The following is a 25,124-nucleotide window of genomic DNA, read 5'->3' as shown; positions in this document are numbered from 1 at the left end:
CGCCGCGGCCTTCGCGCCGCGGAAAGCTTCGCCCGAGCCGAGCGATTCGCCCAACGTCAACAAGACAAGTTAGCCAGACCTTTAATCAGGAGTTTCACGACATGCGAATCGCTCAAATCGCGCCCCTCCACGAAGCTGTTCCGCCCAAACTCTATGGCGGCACGGAACGCGTGGTGTCTTATCTGACCGAGGCACTCGTGGATGCCGGACACGATGTCACGCTCTTCGCGAGCGGTGATTCGCAAACATCCGCCAAGCTCGAAGCATTCTGGCCGCAGGCGCTGCGCCTGGACCCGACCATCCGCGACACGATGGCGCCGCATATGCTCTTGCTCGAAGAAGTGCGCCGCCGCGCGGAAGAATTCGACGTGCTGCATTTCCACATCGACTATTACCCGTTCTCGCTGTTCGCCCGCCAGCCGGTGCCGTTCCTGACGACCATGCACGGCCGTCTCGATCTGCCGGAACTGCAGCCGGTGTTCAACACGTTCAGCGACGTGCCGGTCATTTCGATCTCGGACAATCAGCGTCAGCCGTTGCCGCAGGCGCACTGGCTGTCGACCGTCTATCACGGTCTGCCGGAAAACCTGCTCACGCCGATCCCGAACGTGAAGCCCGGCTACCTCGCGTTCCTCGGCCGCATCTCGCCGGAAAAGCGCGTGGATCGCGCGATCCGCATCGCGCAGGCGGCGGGCATGAAGATCAAGATCGCGGCGAAGCTCGACAAGGCCGACCGCGCGTACTACGAAGAAGAGATCAAGCCGTTGTTCGCGCTGCCGCATGTGGAGTACATCGGCGAAATCAGCGAAGCGGAAAAGACCGAGTTCCTCGGCAACGCGCATGCGCTGCTGTTCCCGATCGACTGGCCGGAGCCCTTCGGTCTGGTGATGATCGAAGCAATGGCTTGCGGCACGCCGGTGATCGCGTTCAATCGCGGTTCGGTGCCGGAAGTGATCGAAAACGGCGTGTCGGGTTACGTCGTGGAAGATGAACTCAGCGCGATCGCGGCCGTCAAGCGTCTGGACCAACTGCCGCGCGAGAAGGTTCGTCAGGCGTTCGAACAACGTTTCTCGTCGAAGGTGATGGCGCAGAATTACGTCACCGTGTACGAAGAACTGCTGCGTCAGAAGCGTCGCACGGTGCTTCGCGAAGTCAACGCGAGCTAAGGACTGCGCGCCGCGGTGTGATCGCGGCATCGCCTGAAAAAAACAACGCCCCGCGCGCCTCAAGGCACGCGGGGCGTTGTCGTAATAACACAATGGGAGCGCTTGCGAGCGCCAGACCGCGCAGCGCGTGTGAAACCTCTGACGAGACGGGCAATCTCCCTATAATGACCGGGCTTTGGCTTTCGTTTGCGCCTGCGTGCGTACAAGCGTAAAGCTGGCAGTGTGCAATATCGTGTTCAGGAGTGTTCTTTGGCGAGACCCAAGCAAATCAGCGCGAGCCCTGCGCCGGGCGCGGGCACCGTGTTCGCATTGCGGGCCATCGGTCTGGTGCTCGCGGCGCGGTGGGCGTTATCGATGTCGCAGATGGGCTATTTGTCCTCGTTGCGCGCGATGACCTCCTCGCCGTGGGCGTGCGTCAATCTCGTGCTCATCTTTCTGCTGGTCGTGCTGCCGGGCGCGAAGCCGCGTGCGGAACGGCCGCTGCATCCGCTACCGCAATGGCTGCGGCAGGCGTTGCGTCTGCTCGGACTGCTGACCTTTGCGTTCGCGGTGTTTTCGGTGTGCGCGTTCGTGTGGGAATCGGGCTGGCGCAACTTCGTTCATGCGCTCGCGCAAACCAATGGCTGGCTGCTCGTTGGCCCCGCGCTCTACGCGGTGGTGATGTGGATCTGCCGGCCGCGCGCGCTGTGGCGCACGAACATCGCGGCGCGGCGGTTTTCCATCGGCCGTTATGCGATTTCGATGGACCCGGTCGCCCGCACCGCGACAGTCTGGGCCGAAAGCCGCAAGCTCGGCCAGTACGATGCGCGCGAGCTATCGGTGAAGTGGCCGGAGCCGCCGGTGTCGAGCGTGCCGTCCATGCCGTCGACGGCCGTGCTCGCCACCGATCCGCCGACGCCCGTCATCGATGCGAGCGGCGAAGTGCGTCGCGGGGTGTTCGCGCGTCGTCCGAAGATCGAATTGCAATGGCATTCGCCGGCGGCGGCGGGGCACAATCGGACCGTGGTGTTTCGCACGCCGCTTGCGAGCGTCGCCGACCGCCATGCTGCGAAGGCGCTCGATATTTCGCTGCGCCAGATCTAGAAGCGTTTTCGCCGTTGTCGTCGATGACCGGAGGAAAGGGATGCTGATACGTTGGTTGCTCGCCGCGATTCATCTGCTTGCCTTCGGTTTCGCGCTCGGCTCCGTGCTGGCGCGAGCACGCGCGCTGCGGCGGCTCGATGTCACGCAATCGGTGCAAGCGAACGAGATGCGTCTGCGCGACGTGTTTCGCTCGGACGCGGTCTGGGGCATCACGGCGATCGTGTTGATCGTGACCGGCGTGACGCGCGCGTTCGGCGGCTTCGAAAAGGGCGCTTCGTACTATCTGCACGAGCCGCTTTTCCATCTGAAGATGACGGTGCTCGTGCTGATCTTGCTGATCGAAGTTTCGCCGATGCTCGCGCTGATCCGCTGGCGCGTCGCGGTGGCGCAGGGCGGGGCGATCGACCTGACGCGCGCGAAACGCTTCGCGTGGATGAGCGATCTCGAAGCCGGTCTCGTGATGGTGATGGTGATAGCCGCAAGCGGGATGGCGCGCGGCGTGTGGGCTTCGTGATCGTTTGGACGTGAGCCGCAAATGAAAAAAGCCCAAGTCGCAAGACTTGGGCTTTTTGGTCTTCGGTGTCTTGGCTTTACCAGCACCAGAATTCTGGTGGGTAGTACTGGGATCGAACCAGTGACCCCTGCCGTGTGAAGGCAGTGCTCTACCGCTGAGCTAACCACCCGAAGAAACGAGATTATGTCAGCCAATCTGCGTTTCGTAAAGTGGTTCTTTAAGCACCTTCGAAAAAATTATGCAGCGACGACATCGCCTTCGGCTTTCGCCGGTTCGGCGTGCCACACGCTTGCTGCTTTGTTGGCTTTGTCGAGGTCGTTCAGCACCGCTTGGTGTGCGGCGAGTTCGTCCGCGCTTGCCGCGAGCACGGGCAGATCGAGATCGTCCAGTGCAATGCGCGAAGTCGAAATCGAGCCCGACAGCGAAGGCGCATCGCCCAACATGTCGATGACGAGACTCTCCTGGCCGCGCGTCATCGACAGATAGACTTCGGCAAGCAGTTCCGAGTCGAGCAGCGCGCCGTGCAGCGTGCGATGCGCATTGCTGATGCCGAAGCGGTCGCACAACGCATCGAGCGAATTACGCTTGCCGGGGAACATCTGCTTGGCTTGCGCGAGCGAATCGATCACGCCGACGCAGGTTTCTGCCACCTTCGGCAAGCCGAGCAGCGCGAACTCCATGTCGAGAAAACCGACGTCGAAGGGCGCGTTGTGAATGATCAACTCCGCACCGCCGATGAACTCACGCAACTGCGCCGCGATCTCCGCGAACTTCGGCTTGTCGCTCAAGAACTCCGTGGTGAGACCGTGGACGGCAAGCGCGCCCGGATCGCTGTCGCGCTCGGGATTCACGTAGAGGTGCAGATTGTTGCCGGTGAGCCGGCGATTGATCAGCTCGACGCAGCCGATTTCGATGATCCGGTCTCCGGTCCTGAAGTTCAGGCCGGTGGTTTCGGTGTCCAGTATCAGTTGGCGCATGAATGTCGGTTTGTGTGGTGTTGGCTGTGCTTAACTGTCCGCAAGCGATGTCACGCCGCGATTGGCGAGCGCATCGGCGCGTTCGTTCTCGGGATGCCCGGCGTGGCCCTTGACCCAACGCCATTCGATCTGATGCTGCACGACGAGCGCGTCGAGCCGCTTCCACAGATCGGCGTTCTTCACGGGCGTTTTCGCGGCGGTCATCCAGTTCTTCTTTTTCCAGCCGTGAATCCATTCGCTGATGCCCTTCTGGACATACTGCGAGTCGGTATGGATGACGGCGCGGCACGGACGCTTGAGCGCTTCGAGCGCGGCGATCACCGCCATGAGTTCCATGCGGTTGTTGGTCGTCGCGGCCTCACCGCCGAACAGTTCCTTTTCGAGCGTGCCGAAGCGCAGCAACGCGCCCCAGCCGCCCGGACCGGGATTGCCCTTGCAGGCGCCGTCCGTGTAGATGTCGATTATGTTGTTCGAATCGGAGTCAGTCATCGATCTCGTTGCGAGTGTGCGGAGCGGCGACAGGCGCGAGTCCTGGCGCGAGCGCGGGTTTCTTGAGTTTGCGCGGGCCGATGAGCCGCATGCCGCGCACGCGCTTGACCGCCGTGATCATGTAGGCCGCGCCGAAGATGGGCCACCAGCGGTCGCCGGCCGGCTCCATGAATTGATAGCGTTGCAGCCATTTGTCGGTGACGAGCGGCGGACGATAGCACCCGAAGCGCCCGCGTTCAAGGTCGAAGCCGAGCAGCTTTATCCAGTCCTTGATGCGCGTGAACGCGATCATCTCATGCGCTTCCGGCACGAACGGCCGTCCCGCCACCTTGCCGAGCGATTGCCGAGCGCCCCACAGACTCAACGAATTGAAGCCGAGGATGATGAGCTGACCTTCCGGCACCAGCACGCGTTCGGCTTCGCGCAACAGACGATGCGGATCGCGCGAAAATTCGAGCGTATGCGGCAGCACGAGCAGATCGACGCTTTGCGCCTCGAAGGGCAGGTCGAGCAAGTCGCACCACACCGTGCTGCGCCCGTCCGGCGCGCTCGCGGCGGGCAACGCACTTACGCCCGGCGATGCCGCCAGCGGCAAGGTATAAGGCGCACTCGCGCCGCTTTCCGCATCCAGCACGAGCGCGCGGCCCGTCATGCGGTTCTCGCGCAGCGCGTCGAGCTGAGGCATGCCGAGCTGCAACGCGTGATAGCCGAAAATGTCCGACACCACGCGATCGAGTTGCGCCTGCTCCCAGTCCAGCACGTAGCGTCCGGGCGCGGAGCTCGTCCAGGAGGGCCAGTCTATAATCGATCGGTCTGACATGTTCGGGTTGCCGCGTTGATTCACGTTGAAGACGCCACATTAAAAGATCGGTCACGGAATCGCTATGAATTCACCTGCCCAGAATGCGCTTGAATACGTGCCGGTTCCGGCGTTCGAAGACAACTACATCTGGGTCGTGTCCGACGGGCGCCATGCCGTCGTGGTGGACCCCGGCGATGCCGCGCCGGTAGAGGCGTATCTCGCCGAACGAAGCTTGCGGCTGACCGCTATTTTACTCACGCACCATCACCACGACCACGTCGGCGGCGTGAAAACGCTGCTCGATAGCCGATCGGACGAGGGCAACATTCCCGTCTTCGGCCCGGCGACCGAGCGCATCGAGCATCTCACGAAACGCTTGTCGGGCGGGGATCGGATCAGCATCGAGACGCCTGCGATGGACTTGTCGGTGATCGATGTTCCGGGTCACACAGCCGGCCATATTGCCTACTTTCAGGCAAGCGATGCACGCGGCACGCCGCATCTTTTTTGTGGCGATACGCTGTTTGCCAGCGGCTGCGGGCGTCTTTTCGAAGGCACCGCCGAGCAAATGCTGAACTCGCTCGATGCACTCGCCGCGCTGCCCGATAACACGCTGGTGCACTGCGCGCACGAATACACGCTCTCGAACATCCGTTTCGCGCGCGCCTGCGAGCCGAACAATGCAGCGCTCGTCCGCTGGAACGACGACGCGCAGGCGCTCCGAAATGCCGGCCGGCCAACTTTGCCTACTACCATCGGCCATGAAAAGGCGGTGAACCCGTTTCTGCGTTCCGCTGTGCCCGCCATTCAGGCAACACTTTCCGGGCAAGCTGGACAGGCCATTTCCGACCGCCTGGAAGCGTTTCGCGTGATGCGCGCTTGGAAGGATAAGTTCCGTTAACACGATGCAATTGCGGCGAACTTAATCCGAAAAGTAGGAAACGTACTTAGATGCCGGATTTTGCAGGGGTTTTGCGCTCATTCTTATTGACGTCTTAAGTGTGGTTCCGTACCATCGGCTTCAAATTTCCAAGCAATATTTCTGGAAGCCGGAACGTTCATGCGACTAACTTTAAGCGCGCTTTCCGTCCTCACGCTGGCCGCCTGCGCCAGTCAAGGACCGACAGCGCCCACCGCCAGCACAGGCAACGCCACACCCACCGAAGCATCGCAGCAAAAAGTCGCCGATACCATTCGCCGCACCGCCGCAGCCAAGGAAACCATCGACGTAGACAAGACGCCCGTCACCTCGCTTGCCGGGTCGGCCGATTTGTGGGCGCGCATTCGCAACGGCTATCAGATTCCCGATCTGCAAAGCGATCTCGTCGATATGCAGGTCAACTGGTACGCGCAGCGGCCCGACTACGTCGAGCGCATGACTTCGCGTTCGCAAAAATATCTGTATCACATCGTCGAGGAACTTGAGCAGCGGCACATGCCGACCGAACTGGCGCTGCTGCCGTTCATCGAGTCCGCGTACAACCCGCAGGCATTGTCGGTCGCAAAGGCCGCAGGCATGTGGCAGTTCGTGCCGGGCACCGGCCGCGACTACAACCTCAAGCAGAACATGTGGCAGGACGAGCGCCGCGACGTGCTGGCATCGACCAGTGCCGCGCTCGATTACCTCTCGCGCCTGCATGACATGTTTGGCGATTGGCATCTCGCGCTCGCGGCGTACAACTGGGGCGAAGGCAACGTGCAGCGCGCTATCGCGCGCAACGAAGCGGCGGGCTTGCCGACGGACTACGAAAGCTTGCGCATGCCGAACGAGACGCGCAACTACGTTCCGAAGCTGCAGGCGGTTAAAAACATCATCGGCAATCCGCAGCAATACGGGTTGTCGCTGCCGGACATTCCGAATCACCCGTACTTCGTGACGGTGACGACCGCGCGCGACATCGACGTGACGATGGCCGCGAAGCTCGCTGGCATGAGCGTCGAGGAATTCCGCTCGCTGAATCCGTCGTTTGCGAAGCCGGTCATTCTTGGCGCAACCAATCCGCAGATTCTCCTGCCGTTCGACAACGCCACCACGTTCCAGCGCAACCTCGCGTCTTATACGGGCGCGCTGTCGTCGTGGACTACGTACACAGTGACCGAGCGTGCGCGTCCTGCCGCCATCGCCGAAAAAATCGGTGTCGATGCGACCACGCTCATGTCGGTCAACCGCATTCCGGCGGGCATGCGCCTGAAGCCGGGTTCGACCATCGTCGTGCCGCGCACGGATGACGACGATGAAGACATCAGCGCCGATGTCGCCGCGAACGCCATGCTCGCGGTCGAGCGCGACGTGCCGGACACGCGCAAGATGCTGATCCGCGTGCGCCGTCAGCAGTCGATCGCCGTGCTGGCCAGTCGCTATAGCGTATCGGTCGCGCAGATTCGCGCGTGGAACCGCACGCATCGCGAGACGTTCATGCCGGGGCAGGTCGTCGTGTTGCACGTGCCGTACGGTCGCGCGGTTCCGGCAGAACCGGGTCCGGTGCGCGTCGAAACCGTGTCGGCGTCGAGCCGGTCGGCAGGCGGCGTGTCGAAGATCGGCACGCGCGTGCCGGGCGGGCATGCTTCGGGCAAGGTCAAGAAGGTGTCGGCGTCGGGTGCTTCGCACGCGGCGAAACCCGTTGTAACCAAGCCTGCCGCCGTGAGCCATTCGACCACGACGAAGCACAAAAAGAAGTAAGCGTCGCATCATCGTCACGCTTTCTCCACGCCGTCACCGAGGTGACGGCGTTTTTATTTGGCGAGCGCAGTTAAACTAGCGTTTCAAAAAATCGCCGAAATCCGCTCCCTCGCATGTCGTCCTCACTCCGCCTCCGGGTCTTCTGCCTTTTCGCCGCCGGATATTTCGTCTCGTACGTGTTCCGCGGTGTCAATCTGGGCTTTGCGCCGCTCATCACGCATGATCTCGGTCTTTCGGCCGCCGATCTCGGTCTGCTGACTTCGCTGTATTTCATCGGCTTCGCCATGGCGCAGATTCCGATCGGCGTGTTGCTCGACCATTACGGACCGGCGCGTGTGACGGCGGGCATGCTCGTGTTTGCGGCGGTCGGGATTTGGATTTTCGGCGCGGCGCACGGTCTAGCTGGCTTGATGATCGGGCGTTTGCTCATCGGCGTGGGCGTGGCGGTTTGCCTTGGCGCAGCGTTCAAGGCGTCGGCGCAGCATTTTCCGGTCGCGCGGCTGCCGCTCATCAATGGTTTGACGATGGGCGTCGGCGGGCTCGGCGGTGTCGTCGTCGGGTCGCCGCTGGCGTCGCTGCTGCATGTGGCGACATGGCGTGAGGTGTGCGTCGGACTCGGCGTGTTCACGCTGATCGTGGCGGCGTCGATCGGCCTGTTCGCGCCGCGCAGCAATGGGGCGCGCCATCAAGTCACCATCGTCGCTCAGTTCAAGGGCACGTGGCAGATCATGAAAAGCCCGGCGTTCTGGAAGATCGCGTCGTTTCCCGTGGTGTCGCAAGGCGTTTTCTACGCGATGCAATCGCTCTGGATCCGCCCCTATCTGCTCGACGTGATGAACCTCGCGCCCGCGCACGCGGCAGCGCTGGTCTCCGTGCTCGGCTTCGCGATGATGTTCGGCTGCGTCTTTTTCGGCGCGGCGGCGCGCGGACTGGAGCGGCGCGGCGTGCCGGTGTACGTGTTCTGCGGCGCGGGCATGGCGCTTTTCGTCGTCACGCAAATATTGATGGTGCTGCGCGTGCCACTTCCGCCCGGTTTGCTGACGGCGGCGTACGGCATGTTCGGTGGCACGGGCATTCTGGCTTACGCCATCGTCACCGAATATTTTCCGACGCACGTCATCGGCCGCGTGCATACCACGCTCAACCTCGTGATTTTCCTGCTCATCTTCGGCTTCCAGGTAGGCGTCGGCGCGATGCTCTCTCACTGGCCGGTCGAAGGCGGGCGCTTCCCGGCGTCGGCGCACCTGACGGTATGGGCCGGACTGATCGCGCTGCAAGTGGCGAGCGCCGTGTGGTACTTCCTGCCGAGCCGCGTCCTGCACAAACTCAGCGACGAAACGCCGGGCGTGCCGTTGTAAAAACGGAGATGCAAGCTGTCCGACAGGCAAGCGGACGGCTCCCAAACTTGGCGAATGTGACGAAATAACGCTATAATTCGAAGGTTTGAGCATATCAACCCACACCCTAGCGCCTACCCCCATACACCGTTCGTTAGCAGCGCCGAGTCTTGCGCGCCGCATTGCCGCCGATCGTCCGAACAGAGCCTTCGCCCACCGCGAATCGCGCCTCGGAACGCCTTCCAAGCCGGCCTTGCGCGACGCCCGCCGCACTCGTGCCAAAGGAACCCGCGAACTCGCATCGCGGGCTCAAGCCTGAATTTCGGACAAACAGGTCGGTAACAGGGTGTCCCCCAAGGAGCCTTCCGTGTTGCCGTCATTTTCCCCAGCACTTCTCGCACTTGCCGACGGCACGGTCTTTCGTGGTCAATCGATCGGCGCGCCCGGTTCGACGATCGGCGAAGTGGTGTTCAACACCGCCATCACCGGCTATCAGGAAATCCTCACGGACCCGAGCTACGCCCGCCAGATCGTCACGCTGACCTATCCGCACATCGGCAATTACGGCGTAAACGCCGAAGATGTCGAAGCCACCAAAGTCCATGCCGCCGGTCTCATCATTCGCGACCTGCCGGTGCTCGCGTCGAACTTTCGCAGCGAGCAGACGCTTTCCGATTACCTGAAGGCGCAGAACGTCGTCGCCATTTCGGGGATCGACACGCGCAAGCTCACGCGCATTTTGCGTGAGAAGGGCGCGCAGAACGGCTGCATTCTCGGCGGCAGTGACGATGAATCCAAGGCGCTCGGCCTTGCGCGTTCGTTTCCGGGCCTTTCGGGCATGGACCTCGCCAAAGTCGTATCCACTGAAAAGAGCTACGAGTGGACGCAGACCGAATGGCGTCTGGGCAGCGGCTACGGCACGCAGCAAGCGCCTAAGTTCCGCGTCGTCGCGTTCGACTATGGCGTGAAGTACAACATCCTGCGCATGCTGGCCGAGCGCGGTTGCCACGTCACCGTGCTGCCCGCGCAAGCCACGGCAGCGGACGCGCTCGCGCTGAACCCGGACGGCATCTTCCTGTCGAACGGTCCCGGCGACCCGGAACCGTGCGATTACGCCATCGCCGCGACGCGTGAATTCATCGAGCGCGGCATTCCGACCTTCGGCATCTGCCTCGGGCATCAGATCATGGGTCTCGCCGTCGGCGCGAAGACCATGAAGATGAAGACCGGCCACCATGGCGCGAACCATCCGGTGAAGGACATGGAAGACGGCCGCGTGGTCATCACGTCGCAGAATCACGGTTTCGCCGTCGATGCCGCCACGCTGCCCGCCAACGCGAAAGTCACGCACGTCTCGTTGTTCGACGGCACGCTGCAAGGCTTCGCGCTGACCGACAAGCCCGCGTTCTGCTTCCAGGGCCATCCGGAAGCGTCGCCCGGCCCGCACGACATCGCGTATCTGTTCGACCGCTTCATCAAGTTGATGGAGTCGGCGAAGGTCGCCGCTTAAAGAACACAGACAGAGAGCAGTTATGCCGAAGCGCACAGACATCAAAAGCATCCTCATCATCGGCGCGGGTCCGATCATCATCGGCCAGGCGTGCGAGTTCGATTATTCGGGCGCGCAGGCGTGCAAGGCGCTGCGTGAGGAAGGCTACAAGGTCATCCTCGTCAACAGCAATCCGGCGACGATCATGACCGACCCGAACACGGCGGACGTCACGTATATCGAGCCGATTTCATGGGAAGTGGTCGAGCGCATCATCGCCAAGGAGCGGCCCGATGCGATCCTGCCGACCATGGGCGGACAGACTGCGCTCAATTGCGCGCTGGACCTGTTCCATCACGGCGTGCTGGAGAAGTACAAGGTCGAACTGATCGGCGCATCGCCGGAAGCCATCGACAAGGCGGAAGACCGTCAGAAGTTCAAGGACGCGATGACGAAGATCGGCCTCGGTTCGGCCAAGTCGGGCATCGCGCATTCGATGGAAGAAGCGCTCACCGTGCAGGCGCAGATCGCGGAAGCAACCGGCAGCGGCGGCTATCCGACCGTCATTCGCCCGTCGTTCACGCTGGGCGGTTCGGGCGGCGGCATCGCCTACAACAAGGAAGAGTTCGAGGAAATCTGCCGTCGCGGTCTCGATCTTTCGCCCACGCGCGAACTGCTGATCGAAGAATCGCTGCTCGGCTGGAAAGAGTACGAGATGGAAGTGGTCCGCGATAAGAAGGACAACTGCATCATCGTGTGCTCGATCGAAAACCTCGATCCGATGGGCGTGCATACGGGCGATTCCATCACCGTCGCGCCCGCGCAAACGCTCACCGATAAGGAATATCAGATCCTGCGTAACGCGTCGCTCGCGGTGCTGCGCGAGATCGGCGTGGATACGGGCGGCTCGAACGTGCAGTTCGCGATCAACCCGAAGGACGGCCGCATGGTCGTGATCGAGATGAACCCGCGCGTGTCGCGTTCGTCGGCGCTGGCATCGAAGGCGACGGGTTTTCCGATCGCGAAGGTCGCGGCCAAACTCGCATGCGGTTACACGCTCGACGAGTTGAAGAACGAAATCACCGGCGGTCAGACGCCGGCATCGTTCGAACCGACCATCGATTATGTCGTGACGAAGGTGCCGCGTTTCGCGTTCGAGAAATTCCGCGAAGCCGATTCGCGCCTGACCACGCAGATGAAGTCCGTCGGCGAAGTCATGGCGATGGGCCGCACGTTCCAGGAATCGTTCCAGAAGGCGTTGCGCGGTCTGGAAGTGGGCGTCGATGGTCTCGATGAAAAGACCACGAGCCGCGACGAAGTCATCCGCGAAATCGGCGAGCCGGGCCCGGACCGTATCTGGTATCTGGGCGATGCCTTCCGTCTCGGCCTCACGATGGAAGAGATCTTCGAAGAGACCTCCATCGATCCTTGGTTCCTCGCGCAGATCGAACAGATCATCCTGAAGGAAAAGGCGCTCGAAGGCCGCATGCTGGAAAGCCTGACGCGCGATGAAATGCTCTATCTGAAAAAGAGCGGTTTCTCGGATCGGCGTCTCGCGAAGCTCACGGGGTCGAAGCAGGACGATGTGCGCAAGAAGCGCCACGCGTTGAAGGTGCGTCCGGTGTACAAACGCGTGGATACGTGCGCGGCCGAGTTCGCAACGAAAACCGCGTACATGTACTCGACGTATGAAGACGAGTGCGAAGCGAACCCGACGGACAAGAAGAAGATCATGGTGCTGGGCGGCGGCCCGAACCGGATTGGGCAGGGCATCGAGTTCGACTATTGCTGCGTGCACGCCGCGCTCGCCATGCGCGAGGACGGCTATGAAACCATCATGGTCAACTGCAATCCCGAAACGGTTTCGACCGACTACGACACGTCCGATCGTCTGTACTTCGAATCGCTGACGCTCGAAGACGTGCTCGAAATCGTCGATCTGGAAAAGCCGGTCGGCGTGATCGTGCAGTACGGCGGTCAGACGCCGCTCAAGCTCGCGCTCGACCTCGAAGCGAACGGGGTGCCGATCATCGGCACGTCGCCAGACATGATCGATGCCGCCGAAGATCGCGAGCGCTTCCAGAAGCTGCTCAAGGATCTCGATCTGCGTCAGCCGCCGAATCGCACCGCGCGCGCGGAAGACGAAGCGCTCAAGCTCGCCGAAGAAATCGGTTATCCGCTCGTCGTGCGTCCTTCGTATGTGCTCGGCGGCCGTGCGATGGAAATCGTCCACGAGCCGCGCGACCTCGAACGCTACATGCGCGAGGCCGTGAAGGTATCGAACGATTCGCCGGTGCTGCTCGACCGCTTCCTGAACGATGCGATCGAATGCGATGTCGATTGCATCTCCGATGGCGAGGACGTGTTCATCGGCGGCGTGATGGAGCATATCGAACAGGCGGGCGTGCATTCGGGCGATTCGGCGTGCTCACTGCCGCCGTACTCGCTGTCGCAGGACACAGTCGATGAACTCAAGCGTCAAACCGCCGCGATGGCGAAGGCGTTGAACGTGATCGGTCTGATGAACGTGCAGTTCGCGATCCAGCAAGTGCCGCAGGACGATGGCTCGAAGAAGGACGTCATCTACGTGCTGGAAGTGAATCCGCGTGCATCGCGCACGGTGCCGTATGTGTCGAAGGCAACCGGCTTGCCGCTCGCGAAGATCGCCGCGCGCGCGATGGTCGGCCAGAAGTTGAAGGCGCAAGGCGTGACGAAGGAAGTCATTCCGCCGTACTTCAGCGTGAAGGAAGCGGTGTTCCCGTTCGTCAAGTTCCCGGCGGTCGATCCGGTTCTCGGACCCGAGATGCGCTCGACCGGCGAAGTGATGGGCGTGGGCCGCACGTTCGGCGAGGCGCTGTTCAAGTCGCAACTGGCGGCAGGATCGCGTCTGCCGGAATCGGGCACGGTGCTGTTGACTGTCATGGACGCGGACAAGCCGAAGGCCGTCGAAGTCGCGCAGATGCTGCATGAACTGGGCTATCCGATCGTCGCGACCAAGGGGACGGCCGCGGCCATCTCGGCGGCGGGCGTGCCGGTGAAGGTCGTCAACAAGGTGAAGGACGGCCGGCCGCATATCGTCGACATGATCAAGAACGGCGAGATCGCGCTGGTCTTCACGACGGTGGACGAAACGCGCGCCGCGATCGCCGATTCGCGCTCGATTCGCATGAGCGCGCAGGCCAACAAGGTCACGTACTATACGACCATGTCGGGCGCGCGCGCGGCCGTCGAAGGTCTGCGTTATCTCCGCGATCTCGAAGTCTATGATTTACAAGGCCTGCATGCTCGCCTAAACTAAGGCTTCGATTACCAGTCTAAGTATCACGAGCCGCGGTTGAGCGGCGTCTCCTTTCATCGGGAGATGCGCTTAACCGCGGTAATTTTTTTGGACGTTTTTGTTTGTGGGTTGTCTATGAGCACGATTCCTTTGACCAAGCGCGGCGCGGAGTTGCTGCGCGACGAATTGCAACGCCTGAAGTCGGTGGAACGTCCGGCAGTCATCACCGCGATCGCCGAAGCGCGCGCGCAAGGCGATCTGTCGGAAAACGCGGAATACGATGCCGCGAAGGAAAAGCAGGGCTTCATCGAGGGCCGCATCGCGGAACTCGAGTCGAAGCTGGCCGCCGCGCAAGTGATCGATCCGACGCAAGTGGAAGCCGATGGCCGCGTGGTGTTCGGCGCGACCGTGGAACTGGAAGATCTGGAGTCGGGCGACATGGTCACCTACCAGATCGTCGGCGATGACGAAGCCGACATCGATCACGGCCTGATCTCGGTGAGTTCGCCCATCGCGCGCGCGTTGATCTCGAAGACGGAAGGCGATGTGGCATCCGTGCAGGCGCCGAGCGGTGCCCGCGAGTATGAAATCATCGCTGTGCGCTACGTCTGATGGAGCACAAGCTCTTTCGAATGGTCAGCATGGTCTGGGTCGGCAGCTTGCTGAGTCTCGGGCTCATCGCCGCGCCGGTGCTGTTCTCCATGCTCGACAGCATGCAGGCCGGCGCCATCGCGGCGCAGCTTTTCATGATCGAAGCCATCATCGGTGTGATCAGCGCACTGGTGCTGATCCTCATGGGCAATCGCTTCGTGAAGAGCGGCATCGTCGATTACAAGCGCGTGCGGTGGATCGTCGCGGTCATGCTTGTGTGCGTGCTGGTGGGCTACTTTGCCCTGCAGCCGTTCATGAGTTCGCTGCGCATGGCCGCGCTCGAAGCGGGCACCGATCTCGCCCATTCGCCGGGCGCGACGCAGTTCGGCATTCTGCATGGCATATCGAGCACGATCTATCTGATCGAATGCCTGTTCGGCGTGGCGCTGTTGTGGCGTTTGCCGGGCGCGGCGCCGGTCAAGATCGTGCCGAAGAACAAGTCGGCCAGGATGGCGGCCAAGCGCGCGCGTAGTTGATTTCAGCGCGCGCTGTCGGCTTCGTTCTGCTTACTTCGCCGATTGGTGCTGGCGCTTGGAACTCGGCAGACGCTTCTTCGCGCGCTTGACGTTGCCGCCCGCGGTGACGCGTTCGTTACCAAGCACGCGCAAGGTCTGCTTCTTCGGCTTCTTGAAGGCCGGTGCATCGCGCGAAATCTTCACAGCCTTGACGATGCGCGGCGCACGTCCGCGCGTGGTGCTGTCCGACACTTCGCCCGCGCTCGGCGGCATGGTGCTGCGGGTGCGCGTGGCGCGGGTCTTCGCGGGCGCGGCGCCTTCCGGTCTCCAGATCACCAGCAGCTTGCCGATGTGCTGAATCGGCGCGGCGTTCAGCCGGTCGCAGATTTCGTCGTACACGGCCACGCGCGACTCGCGCTCATCGCCGAACACGCGAACCTTGATGAGCTGATGCGCGCCCAGATGCACTTCGATCTCTTTGAGCACGGCATCGGTCAGACCTTCCGCGCCGACGAGCACGACGGGCTTGAGCGCGTGGGCCTGGGAGCGCAAATCGGCGCGCTGGGCGGGGGAGAGTTTCAGTGCTGGCATGAGAAAATAGGGACTCGACTAGAATGTGGGCGGCGCGCGAGGTCCGCGCAGGCCTGCCGGCGTGGGGCGCGTGCAGAAAAATCAGATCGCGCCGCTGCCCGAACAAAAGAATTGGGCCGGATGCCGGGCGGGCGCGCAAGCGCCTCGCGACCGGTCCGGCCGACAAGACGCGTATTATCCGCTAAAAGCTTCCCGCAATGGAGCAAATTGCGCACCGGATGCGCCACGCTCACCCTGCGCGGCGCGGCTGGCTGCGTCACCCGAGTTCAGTTTCGATGGCAAAGAATCGCTTCAATCATTCGTGGTTGCATGACCACATCAACGATCCCTACGTGAAGATGGCGCAGCGCGAGGGCTATCGCGCGCGCGCCGCCTACAAGCTCAAGGAGATCGACGAGCAGGACAAGCTCATCAAGCCGGGCATGGTGATCGTGGATCTGGGCTCGACGCCCGGAAGCTGGAGCCAGTACGCGCGCAACAAGCTCACGTTGAGCACCAAGCGCGACGCGGAGCGGCAGGGCGGCATCGACGGCACGATCATCGCGCTCGATCTTCTGCCGATGGAACCCATCGCGGACGTGACTTTCATTCAGGGCGACTTCCGCGAAGATGCCGTGCTGAGTCAGCTCGACGAAATCGTCGGCGATCGTCAGGTCGATCTTGTTATTTCCGACATGGCCCCCAACCTCTCGGGAGTGGCGAGTGCGGATGCGGCTCGCATCGAGCATCTTTGCGATCTGGCGCTGGAGTTCTCCCAGAGCCATCTGAAACCGGACGGCGCGCTGCTGGTCAAATGTTTTCATGGCAGCGGGTATAGTCAGATCGTTGAGAAGTTCAAGCACCAGTTCAAGGTGGTGGCACCGCGCAAGCCCAAGGCGTCTCGGGACAAATCCTCCGAGACTTTTATTCTCGGTCGCCGGCTCAAGCATCCGGCCGCCGACCCGGCCTGAGTCATTTTGGCGATATTCGACGGCAATTTCGTCAAATATGCCGAAAAAAGGGCGTTTGCCGCCAGTCCGGCGGCTGCAAACCTTATGGCAGGGGTTAGCGGTCTGGATTAGAATGCTTTGGTGGCGCCGCAAGGTTTATGTAGGCGCCCGTCTATGAGTGAGGAGTGGTGCTTTGAACAACAATATGTTCTCTAAGGCGGCAGTGTGGCTCGTGATCGCACTGGTGCTGTTCACGGTGTTCAAGCAGTTTGACAAGCCTCGCGTCCAGGAAGGTGTGTCCTATTCGCAGTTCATGGACGACGCGAAGAACGGCAAGGTCAAGAACGTCACCGTTCAGGGCCGCAATCTCACGGTTACCCCGGCAGATGGCCAGAAGTACCAGATCGTGTCGCCCGGCGACATCTGGATGGTCGGCGATCTGATGAAATACGGCGTTCAGGTCAGCGGCAAGGCTGACGACGAACCCAACGCGCTGGTGTCCGCGCTGTACTACCTCGGGCCGACCATCCTGATCATCGGTTTCTGGTTCTACATGATGAGGCAGATGCAGGGAGGGGGCAAAGGCGGGGCGTTTTCGTTCGGTAAGTCGCGAGCGCGGCTGATCGACGAGAACAACAACGCCATCAACTTCACTGACGTCGCCGGCTGCGACGAAGCCAAGGAAGAAGTCTCCGAACTGGTGGACTTCTTGCGCGATCCGCAAAAATTCCAGAAGCTCGGCGGGCGCATTCCGCGCGGCGTGCTGCTCGTCGGCCCTCCGGGTACGGGTAAGACGCTGCTGGCGCGTGCCATCGCGGGCGAAGCGAAGGTGCCGTTCTTCAGCATCTCGGGTTCGGACTTCGTGGAAATGTTCGTCGGCGTGGGCGCGGCCCGCGTGCGCGACATGTTCGAGCAGGCCAAGAAGCATGCGCCGTGTATCGTGTTCATCGATGAAATCGATGCGGTCGGTCGTCATCGCGGCGCGGGCATGGGCGGCGGCAACGACGAGCGCGAACAGACGCTGAACCAGATGCTCGTCGAAATGGACGGCTTCGAGGCGAACTCGGGCGTGATCGTGATCGCGGCGACCAACCGTTCGGACGTGCTGGACAAAGCGCTGCTGCGTCCGGGCCGTTTCGACCGTCAGGTGTATGTGGGATTGCCGGATATTCGTGGCCGCGAGCACATCATGAAGGTGCATCTGCGTAAGGTGCCTATCGCAAATGACGTGGATGCATCGGTCATCGCGCGGGGCACGCCGGGTTTCTCGGGCGCGGATCTCGCGAACCTCGTGAACGAGGCGGCGCTGTTCGCGGCGCGTCGCGGCAAGCGCATCGTCGAAATGCAGGACTTCGAAGATGCCAAGGACAAGATCTTCATGGGTCCGGAGCGCAAGTCGGCTGTCATGCGCGAGGAAGAACGTCGCAATACGGCGTACCACGAGTCGGGTCACGCCGTGGTGGCGAAGCTCCTGCCGCATGCCGATCCGGTGCACAAGGTCACGATCATGCCGCGTGGCTGGGCATTGGGCGTGACGTGGCAGTTGCCGGAGCATGACCGCGTGAACTTGTATCGCGACAAGATGCTTGAGGAAATCGCAATCTTGTTCGGTGGCCGTGCAGCGGAAGAAGTGTTCCTGAACTCCATGTCCACGGGCGCTTCGAACGACTTCGAGCGTGCGACCAAGATGGCGCGCGACATGGTGACGCGTTACGGCATGTCGGATGTGCTCGGCACCATGGTCTACGTCGATACGGAACCGGATGGCATGTTCGGCAAGCTCGGTTCGAAGACGGTGTCCGAAGCCACGCAGCAGAAGGTCGATACGGAAATTCGCCGCATTCTGGACGAACAATACGCACTCGCCCGCAAGCTGCTGGAAGACAACCGTGCGCGCGTCGAAGCCATGACGAAGGCGCTGCTCGAATGGGAAACCATCGACGCAGACCAGATTACCGACATCATGTCGGATCGTCCGCCGCGTCCGCCGAAGAACCTGCCGCCGCCGTCTGGCGACACGCCTTCGGGTGGCAACAGCGGCGCCGAGGTCAAGCCGGGCAACGCGCCCGCAACGGCCTGAGGTTAGAGCAACGAATGAAATGGGCTGGCGTGCATTGCATGCCGGCCCATTTCCGTTTTTGGTCCTGCTTCGCCGCGTGCGCGCTGACGTAAGCAGCGATTCTTCCATCCACCGCTTTCGCCCGATTCGCTTGAGCACTTCGACATCACTCGCCCAACCGCTTCAATGCGGACGCTTCACGCTGACGTTCGAACGCCCGCTCGTGATGGGCATTCTCAATGTGACGCCGGATTCGTTTTCCGATGGCGGCCGCTTCCTGTCCCGCGACGACGCGCTCGCCCGCGCGCAACGCATGCTCGACGATGGCGCGGATCTGATCGATATCGGCGGTGAATCCACGCGTCCAGGCGCGCCGCCCGTGCCGCTCGACGAGGAACTCGAACGCGTCATCCCGATAGTCGAAGCCCTGCGCGCGATGAACGTTCCGCTCTCCGTCGATACCTACAAGCCCGCCGTAATGCGCGCCGCCCTGAACGCAGGGGCCGACATGATTAACGATATCTGGGGTTTTCGTCAGGAAAGTGCGCTGGATGCCGTTAAGGACAGTACGTGCGGTCTCTGCGTGATGCACATGCTCGGCGAGCCGCGCACGATGCAAATTCACGAACCTGTGTACACCGATGTCCTCGCAGATGTCCGCACGTTCTTCAACGAGCGTATCGACGCCATCGCGCAGGCGGGCATCGCAATGGAACGCGTGAGCCTTGATCCGGGCTATGGCTTCGGCAAGACGGTCGCGCATAATTACGTTTTGCTGGCCCGACTGACCGCGACCTTGCCCGCCGGCACGCGTTTTCCGCTGCTGGCAGGCATGTCGCGCAAGTCGATGCTCGGCGCAATCACCGGCCGCAGCGCAGGCGATCGGATGGCGGCGAGCATCGCGGCAGCGGTGTGCGCGGCCGAGCGAGGTGCTTCGATCATCCGCGTGCACGATGTCGCGGAAACCGTCGATGCCCTGAAGGTCTGGCAAGCGACGCGAGACGCGCTGCATCAGGCGTCGCATTGAACACAACACACAAGGCGCGCGGCGCACGCGTCGGCATTCAACATGATCGCGGACAACCATAAGCGCCCCGAGTCCGCGAGGAGGGCTGTACTGCAATGGCACGTCAATATTTTGGAACGGACGGCATCCGTGGCCGCGTCGGTGTCGCACCGATCACGCCGGATTTCGTATTGAGGCTGGGTTACGCGGCGGGCAAGGTGCTCGCGGGCGGCAATCGCTTGTCGCACAAGGGCGGCCGGCCCACGGTGCTGATCGGCAAGGACACGCGCGTGTCCGGCTACATGCTCGAAGCCGCGCTGGAATCGGGCTTCTCCGCAGCGGGCGTCGACGTGATGCTGGCCGGCCCGATGCCCACGCCCGGCGTCGCGTATCTGACGCGCGCGCTGCGGTTGTCGGCGGGCGTGGTGATCAGCGCATCGCACAATCCGTACGATGACAACGGCATCAAGTTTTTCTCCGCCGATGGCAACAAGCTGCCCGATGAGGTCGAGCATCAAATCGAGGCACAACTCGAACTACCGATGGAGTGCGCGCCGTCCGAGCGTCTGGGCAAGGCACGCCGGCTGGACGACGCGGGCGGCCGTTACATCGAGTTTTGCAAGAGCACGTTCCCCGCAAACTTCGATCTGCACGGCATGAAGATCGTGCTGGACTGCGCGCACGGCGCGGCGTATGACGTCGGCCCGCACGTGTTCCACGAACTCGGCGCGGAAGTCGTGTCGATCGGCGTGTCGCCGAATGGCTTCAACATCAACGACAAAGTGGGCGCGACCGCACCCGACGCGCTCGTGCGCGCGGTGCAGAAGCACAAGGCGGATATCGGCATCGCGCTGGATGGCGATGCCGACCGCTTGCAGATTGTCGATTCGGCGGGGCGTCTCTACAACGGCGACGAACTGCTCTACGTGCTCGTGAAGGACCGGATTGCGACCGATGGCCGCGTCGCGGGCGCGGTCGGCACGCTGATGACCAACATGGCGGTGGAAGTCGCGCTGAAGGAAGCGGGCGTGCAGTTCGTGCGCGCGGCAGTGGGCGACCGCTACGTGCTCGAAAAACTGGTCGAGAATGGCTGGCAATTGGGTGCGGAAGGTTCGGGCCATATCCTCTCGCTGGACCGGCATTCCACGGGCGATGGCATCGTGTCCGCGCTGCTGGTGTTGGCAGCGCTTCAGCGCAGCGGCAAGACGCTGGCGCAACTGCTCGAAGGCGTCACGCTGTTCCCGCAGAAGCTCATCAACGTGCGCATGAGCGCGGGCGCGGACTGGAAAGGCAGCGAGGCCATTCGTCGCGCGGTCGAGCAAGCCGAGCGCTCCCTCGAATCGCATGGACGCGTGTTGATTCGCGCATCGGGAACCGAGCCGGTGTTGCGCGTAATGGTCGAAGCCGCCGCGGAGCAAGACGCGGTTAAGCACGCGGAAACGATTGCTCAGGTGGTGAAGGACGCGACTTCGTAGACGTTTACCGATACTCGTCACATTTCACTAAAAGCGGGCCGCGAGCCCGCTTTTTTATTTACTCCGGACACTTGACAAATTACCCGCATCGCTACTTTCAGCCCGTAAGTCAAATGACACGCTTCCTTCACGATTAGTCATATTACTGTCACAGACACCTCCTATATTTCGCCCTGTCGTCTCTCGTATCACACGCACACAAACCCCTGGAGGTCTCATGAAATTGATGCAAACCGTGCTGGCCGGCGTCATTGGCGCAGTGTTCGCCATGTCTGCGCAAGCCGCCGATATCACCGGCGCGGGTAGTACCTTTGCAGCCCCGATCTACACCAAGTGGGCGGATGCCTACCAAAAAACGGGTGGCGGCAAGGTGAACTACCAGGGCATCGGCTCGTCGGGCGGTATCAAGCAGATCATCGCGAAGACGGTGGATTTCGCGGGCTCGGACGCCCCGCTCAAGGATGACGAACTCGCCAAGGACGGCCTGTTCCAGTTCCCGACGGTGGTCGGCGGCGTGGTGCCGGTGATCAACGTGCCGGGCGTGAAGGCCGGTGAAATCACGCTGTCGGGCGAAGTGCTCGGCGACATCTACCTCGGCAAGATCAAGAAGTGGAATGACCCGGCCATCGCCGCGCTGAATTCGAAGGTCAAGCTGCCGGACACGGACATCGCGGTGGTGCGCCGCGCGGACGGTTCGGGCACCAGCTTCATCTGGACGAACTATCTGTCGAAGGTCAACGCAGACTGGAAGTCGAAGGTCGGTGAAGGCTCGACGGTGAACTGGCCGACCGGCACGGGCGGCAAGGGTAACGACGGCGTGGCGGCATTCGTGCAACGTCTGCCGGGCGCGATCGGCTACGTGGAGTGGGCGTACGCGAAGCAAAACAAGATGACCTACGTCGATATGAAGAATTCGGCGGGCACGGTCGTCGAGCCGAAGACGGAGACGTTCAAGGCAGCGGCCGCGGGCGCAGACTGGTCGAAGTCGTTCTACCAGATCCTGACGAACGAGCCGGGCCAGAACGCATGGCCGATCGTCGGCGCGACCTTCGTGCTGCTGCACGCCACGCAAGAGAAGCCGGCGCAAGGCACCGAGACGCTGAAGTTCTTCGACTGGGCGTTCAAGAACGGCACGCAAGCTGCGAACGACCTCGACTACATCTCGCTGCCGGATTCCGTCGTCGCGGAAATCAAGACGCAATGGAAGGCGAAGGTCAAGGACGCATCGGGCAAGGCAGTCGCGGAGTAAGTGCATGATCTGAAACTGTTCTAAGCTGAAGTCAGCCGGGACAGCACAAGCAGTCAGCAGTCAAAAAGCCGCGCGGCGGGCCGAAAGGTTCGCCGCGCGGTCTGACACGTAGCGTAACCAAGGCTCCCATGTCGGACATCAACCTGACGTCGGCGGTACCGGCGGCGCATGCACAGCGCGCCCCCAGCCGTATCGGCGATATTCTTTTCGGCGGTCTCACGCGGCTTGCTGCCGTCGTGACGCTGCTCCTGCTCGGCGGCATCATCGTTTCGCTCCTCGTGGCGTCGATGCCGACCATCCAGAAATTCGGTCTCTCGTTCCTGTGGCGCTCGGAATGGGATCCACCCAGCGAGTTGTTCGGCGCGCTCGTGCCCATCTACGGCACGATTGCGACGTCGATCATCGCGCTTGTGATAGCGGTGCCGGTGAGCTTTGGTATCGCGCTGTTTTTGACGGAACTGTCGCCTGCGTGGCTGCGCCGGCCGCTCGGTGTCGCCATCGAACTGCTCGCGGCGATTCCGTCGATCGTGTACGGCATGTGGGGTTTGCTCGTGTTCGCGCCGATCTTCGCCGAATACTTCGAGAAGCCGCTCGGTCATCTGCTGGGTAATGTGCCGGGCATCGGGATCTTCTTTCAGGGGCCGCCGATCGGCATCGGCATCCTGTGCGCGGGTGTCATTCTCGCGATCATGATCATTCCGTACATCGCCTCGGTCATGCGCGACGTGTTCGAAGTCACGCCGGTGCTGCTGAAGGAATCGGCGTATGGCATTGGCTGCACGACCTGGGAAGTGATGTGGAAGATCGTGCTGCCGTACACGCGTGCCGGTGTCATCGGCGGCGTGATGCTGGGTCTGGGCCGCGCGCTTGGCGAAACCATGGCGGTGACCTTCGTGATCGGCAACACGAATCTGCTCGATAACGTGTCGCTGTTCTCGCCGGGCAATAGCATCACCTCGGCGCTCGCGAACGAATTCGCTGAAGCGAGCCCGGGTCTTCACACCTCGGCGCTGATGGAGCTTGGCTTGATCCTCTTCGTGATTACTTTCTTCGTGCTGGCCATCTCCAAGCTGATGCTGCTGCGCATGGAACGCGGGGAGGGCGTGAAATGAGCCGTCCCGCTACGTTTAGCCAAGGTTCCGCGCAAGAGCAGGCCGTGCGCGTCAAGCTGCAAGGCCGCCGTCGCGGCACCAATGCGCTCGCGCTCACGCTGTCGCTTGCCGCGATGATCTTCGGCCTCGTCTGGCTCGTGTGGATTCTCTATACGACGCTCAAGCTCGGCATCGGCGGTTTGTCGGTGGAACTGTTCACGCAGTCCACGCCACCGCCGAACACCGATGGCGGCGGTCTGGCCAACGCCATCGTCGGCAGTCTGATGCTCGTGGTGCTGGCGACCTTTGTCGGCACGCCGCTCGGCATTCTCGCGGGCGTGTATCTGGCCGAATACGGTCAGAACCGCTGGCTCGCCAACGTGACGCGCTTCATCAACGACATTCTGTTGTCGGCGCCGTCGATCGTGGTCGGTCTGTTCGTGTACGCGCTCGTGGTCGCGAAGATGGGCCGCTTCTCGGGCTGGGCCGGCGTGATCGCGCTCGCGTTGCTGCAAATACCGATCGTGATCCGCACGACCGAGAACATGCTCAAGCTCGTGCCCAACGCACTGCGCGAAGCCGCGTTCGCACTCGGCACGCCCAAGTGGAAGATGGTGATGTCCATCACGCTGAAGGCGTCGGTGGGCGGCATCGTGACGGGTGTGCTGTTGGCGATCGCGCGGATCGCGGGCGAAACCGCGCCGCTGCTGTTCACGGCGCTGTCGAACCAGTTTTTCTCGCTGGACATGAATCAGCCGGTGGCGAATCTGCCGGTCACGATCTACAAGTTCGCGATGAGTCCGTTCCCGCAGTGGCAATCGCTCGCGTGGGCCGGTGTGTTTCTGATTACGCTCGGCGTGCTGGGTCTGAATATCCTGGCGCGCGCGATCTTCTCGAAGAAATAAGGGCGGAGTGATTCCATGAACATGGTCGAAAGTGGTGTCAACCACCTCAATTCGAAGACTGAAGAGACGCCGGTCGAACGCGGTCCCGTGCCGGGCAGCGTGCGTCCGACGCATGGCTCGCAGCCGGCGGATTCCATCAAGCCGAAGATCGAGGTGAACAACCTCAACTTCTTCTACAACAAGTATCACGCGCTGAAGAACATCAACCTGCGCATTCCCGAGAAGAAGGTGACGGCGTTCATCGGTCCGTCGGGTTGCGGCAAGTCCACGCTTTTGCGCACCTTCAACAAGATGTACGCGCTCTATCCCGAGCAGCGCGCGGAAGGCGAAATCCTCATGGATGGCGCGAACCTGCTCGACACGACGAAAGACATTTCGCTGCTGCGCGCGCGCGTCGGCATGGTCTTTCAGAAGCCGACGCCGTTCCCCATGTCGATCTACGACAACATCGCGTTCGGCGTGAAGATGTTCGAACAGCTTTCGCGTTCGGAGATGGACGACCGCGTGGAATGGGCGCTCACCAAGGCGGCGTTGTGGACCGAAGTGAAGGACAAGCTGCAGCAGAGCGGCTACGGTCTGTCGGGCGGTCAGCAGCAGCGTTTGTGTATTGCGCGCGGCATCGCCATTCGTCCGGAAGTGCTGTTGCTGGATGAACCGTGTTCCGCGCTTGATCCGATTTCCACCGGCCGTATCGAAGAACTGATCGCGGAACTGAAAAGCGATTACACGGTGGTGATCGTCACGCACAACATGCAGCAGGCGGCGCGTTGTTCAGACTACACTGCGTATATGTATCTCGGTGAACTGATCGAATTCGGCGATACGGAAAAGATCTTCATCAAGCCGGCTCGCAAGGAGACGGAAGACTACATCACGGGCCGCTTCGGCTGATTTTTCTG

At 61.9% G+C, this 25,124-nt stretch carries 22 protein-coding genes and 1 tRNA gene; 18 read left to right on the top strand and 5 right to left on the bottom strand.

The features are described 5' to 3' along the window. The first annotated feature begins 101 nt into the window (after window positions 1–101). The 3 genes from ACZCWR_RS13890 (at window position 102) to ACZCWR_RS13880 (ending at window position 2,763) form a co-directional block, all read left to right on the top strand. Window positions 102–1,166 (top strand): glycosyltransferase family 4 protein, encoded by a 1,065-nt coding sequence (locus ACZCWR_RS13890; RefSeq protein ID WP_487301318.1) that lies wholly within the window; start codon window positions 102–104, stop codon window positions 1,164–1,166. Between the two features lie 249 nt (window positions 1,167–1,415). After that, on the top strand, window positions 1,416–2,249 hold the full coding sequence (locus ACZCWR_RS13885; RefSeq protein ID WP_487301317.1) for a hypothetical protein: 834 nt from the start codon (window positions 1,416–1,418) through the stop codon (window positions 2,247–2,249). 40 nt (window positions 2,250–2,289) lie between these two features. Then, complete coding sequence (locus tag ACZCWR_RS13880) at window positions 2,290–2,763, top strand: DUF2214 family protein (RefSeq protein ID WP_487301316.1); 474 nt, start codon at window positions 2,290–2,292, stop codon at window positions 2,761–2,763. 94 nt (window positions 2,764–2,857) lie between these two features. On the opposite strand, the gene ACZCWR_RS13875 is transcribed toward ACZCWR_RS13880, so the two are convergent. The 4 genes from ACZCWR_RS13875 to ACZCWR_RS13860 form a co-directional block, all read right to left on the bottom strand. Continuing rightward, window positions 2,858–2,932: transfer RNA gene (locus tag ACZCWR_RS13875), tRNA-Val, on the bottom strand. Window positions 2,933–2,999: 67 nt separating this feature from the next. Further along, on the bottom strand, window positions 3,000–3,740 hold the full coding sequence (gene dnaQ, locus ACZCWR_RS13870) for a DNA polymerase III subunit epsilon (protein ID WP_487301315.1): 741 nt from the start codon (window positions 3,738–3,740) through the stop codon (window positions 3,000–3,002). A gap of 30 nt (window positions 3,741–3,770) precedes the next feature. Further along, window positions 3,771–4,229, bottom strand: a complete 459-nt coding sequence (gene rnhA, locus ACZCWR_RS13865; RefSeq protein WP_487301314.1) for a ribonuclease HI — start codon at window positions 4,227–4,229, stop codon at window positions 3,771–3,773. Then, window positions 4,222–5,049, bottom strand: coding sequence for a class I SAM-dependent methyltransferase (locus tag ACZCWR_RS13860; RefSeq protein ID WP_487301313.1), 828 nt, complete (start codon window positions 5,047–5,049; stop codon window positions 4,222–4,224). Before ACZCWR_RS13860 ends, rnhA begins: the two co-directional genes overlap by 8 nt. Before the next feature lie 64 nt (window positions 5,050–5,113). On the opposite strand from ACZCWR_RS13860, the gene gloB reads away from it, so the two are divergent. The 7 genes from gloB (at window position 5,114) to ACZCWR_RS13825 (ending at window position 14,941) form a co-directional block, all read left to right on the top strand. Next, window positions 5,114–5,932 (top strand): hydroxyacylglutathione hydrolase, encoded by an 819-nt coding sequence (gloB, locus tag ACZCWR_RS13855; protein ID WP_487301312.1) that lies wholly within the window; start codon window positions 5,114–5,116, stop codon window positions 5,930–5,932. Between the two features lie 159 nt (window positions 5,933–6,091). Then, entirely contained in the window at window positions 6,092–7,711 is a 1,620-nt protein-coding gene (locus ACZCWR_RS13850) for a transglycosylase SLT domain-containing protein (protein ID WP_487301311.1), read from the top strand. A 113-nt stretch (window positions 7,712–7,824) separates the two neighbouring features. Further along, window positions 7,825–9,069 (top strand): MFS transporter, encoded by a 1,245-nt coding sequence (locus ACZCWR_RS13845; RefSeq protein WP_487301310.1) that lies wholly within the window; start codon window positions 7,825–7,827, stop codon window positions 9,067–9,069. Between the two features lie 346 nt (window positions 9,070–9,415). Then, window positions 9,416–10,558 carry a glutamine-hydrolyzing carbamoyl-phosphate synthase small subunit gene (carA, locus tag ACZCWR_RS13840; protein ID WP_487301309.1) on the top strand — a complete coding sequence of 381 codons (1,143 nt, stop codon included), beginning with the start codon at window positions 9,416–9,418 and terminating at the stop codon, window positions 10,556–10,558. 22 nt (window positions 10,559–10,580) lie between these two features. After that, window positions 10,581–13,835, top strand: a complete 3,255-nt coding sequence (carB, locus tag ACZCWR_RS13835; RefSeq protein WP_487301308.1) for a carbamoyl-phosphate synthase large subunit — start codon at window positions 10,581–10,583, stop codon at window positions 13,833–13,835. Window positions 13,836–13,949: 114 nt separating this feature from the next. Further along, entirely contained in the window at window positions 13,950–14,426 is a 477-nt protein-coding gene (greA, locus tag ACZCWR_RS13830) for a transcription elongation factor GreA (protein ID WP_487301307.1), read from the top strand. Next, window positions 14,426–14,941 carry a DUF4149 domain-containing protein gene (locus tag ACZCWR_RS13825; protein ID WP_487301306.1) on the top strand — a complete coding sequence of 172 codons (516 nt, stop codon included), beginning with the start codon at window positions 14,426–14,428 and terminating at the stop codon, window positions 14,939–14,941. The genes greA and ACZCWR_RS13825 overlap by 1 nt, the downstream gene beginning before the upstream one ends. 30 nt (window positions 14,942–14,971) lie before the next feature. Here ACZCWR_RS13825 and ACZCWR_RS13820 read toward each other — a convergent pair whose 3' ends face one another. Continuing rightward, complete coding sequence (locus ACZCWR_RS13820) at window positions 14,972–15,511, bottom strand: YhbY family RNA-binding protein (protein ID WP_487301305.1); 540 nt, start codon at window positions 15,509–15,511, stop codon at window positions 14,972–14,974. 275 nt (window positions 15,512–15,786) lie between these two features. Here ACZCWR_RS13820 and ACZCWR_RS13815 point away from each other — a divergent pair, with 275 nt between their 5' ends. From ACZCWR_RS13815 to pstB, 8 genes are all read left to right on the top strand, one after another. Next, entirely contained in the window at window positions 15,787–16,461 is a 675-nt protein-coding gene (locus ACZCWR_RS13815) for an RlmE family RNA methyltransferase (RefSeq protein ID WP_487301304.1), read from the top strand. Between the two features lie 172 nt (window positions 16,462–16,633). Then, window positions 16,634–18,520, top strand: a complete 1,887-nt coding sequence (gene ftsH / locus ACZCWR_RS13810; protein ID WP_487301303.1) for an ATP-dependent zinc metalloprotease FtsH — start codon at window positions 16,634–16,636, stop codon at window positions 18,518–18,520. Between the two features lie 130 nt (window positions 18,521–18,650). Further along, window positions 18,651–19,526 (top strand): dihydropteroate synthase, encoded by an 876-nt coding sequence (folP, locus tag ACZCWR_RS13805; RefSeq protein WP_487301302.1) that lies wholly within the window; start codon window positions 18,651–18,653, stop codon window positions 19,524–19,526. Window positions 19,527–19,621: 95 nt separating this feature from the next. After that, entirely contained in the window at window positions 19,622–20,980 is a 1,359-nt protein-coding gene (gene glmM, locus ACZCWR_RS13800; RefSeq protein WP_487301301.1) for a phosphoglucosamine mutase, read from the top strand. A 217-nt stretch (window positions 20,981–21,197) separates the two neighbouring features. Next, window positions 21,198–22,229 (top strand): phosphate ABC transporter substrate-binding protein PstS, encoded by a 1,032-nt coding sequence (pstS, locus tag ACZCWR_RS13795; RefSeq protein WP_487301300.1) that lies wholly within the window; start codon window positions 21,198–21,200, stop codon window positions 22,227–22,229. Between the two features lie 128 nt (window positions 22,230–22,357). Continuing rightward, a complete protein-coding gene (pstC, locus tag ACZCWR_RS13790; RefSeq protein WP_487301299.1) occupies window positions 22,358–23,341 on the top strand; it encodes a phosphate ABC transporter permease PstC in 984 nt (327 codons plus the stop codon). Then, entirely contained in the window at window positions 23,338–24,225 is an 888-nt protein-coding gene (gene pstA, locus ACZCWR_RS13785; RefSeq protein WP_487301298.1) for a phosphate ABC transporter permease PstA, read from the top strand. Before pstC ends, pstA begins: the two co-directional genes overlap by 4 nt. 15 nt (window positions 24,226–24,240) lie before the next feature. Then, entirely contained in the window at window positions 24,241–25,116 is an 876-nt protein-coding gene (gene pstB, locus ACZCWR_RS13780) for a phosphate ABC transporter ATP-binding protein PstB (RefSeq protein WP_487301297.1), read from the top strand. Window positions 25,117–25,124: the final 8 nt, after the last annotated feature.

The sequence above is a fragment of the Caballeronia sp. A2-2 genome (assembly GCF_057612605.2).
This window is presented reverse-complemented; position numbering and strand designations above follow the sequence as displayed.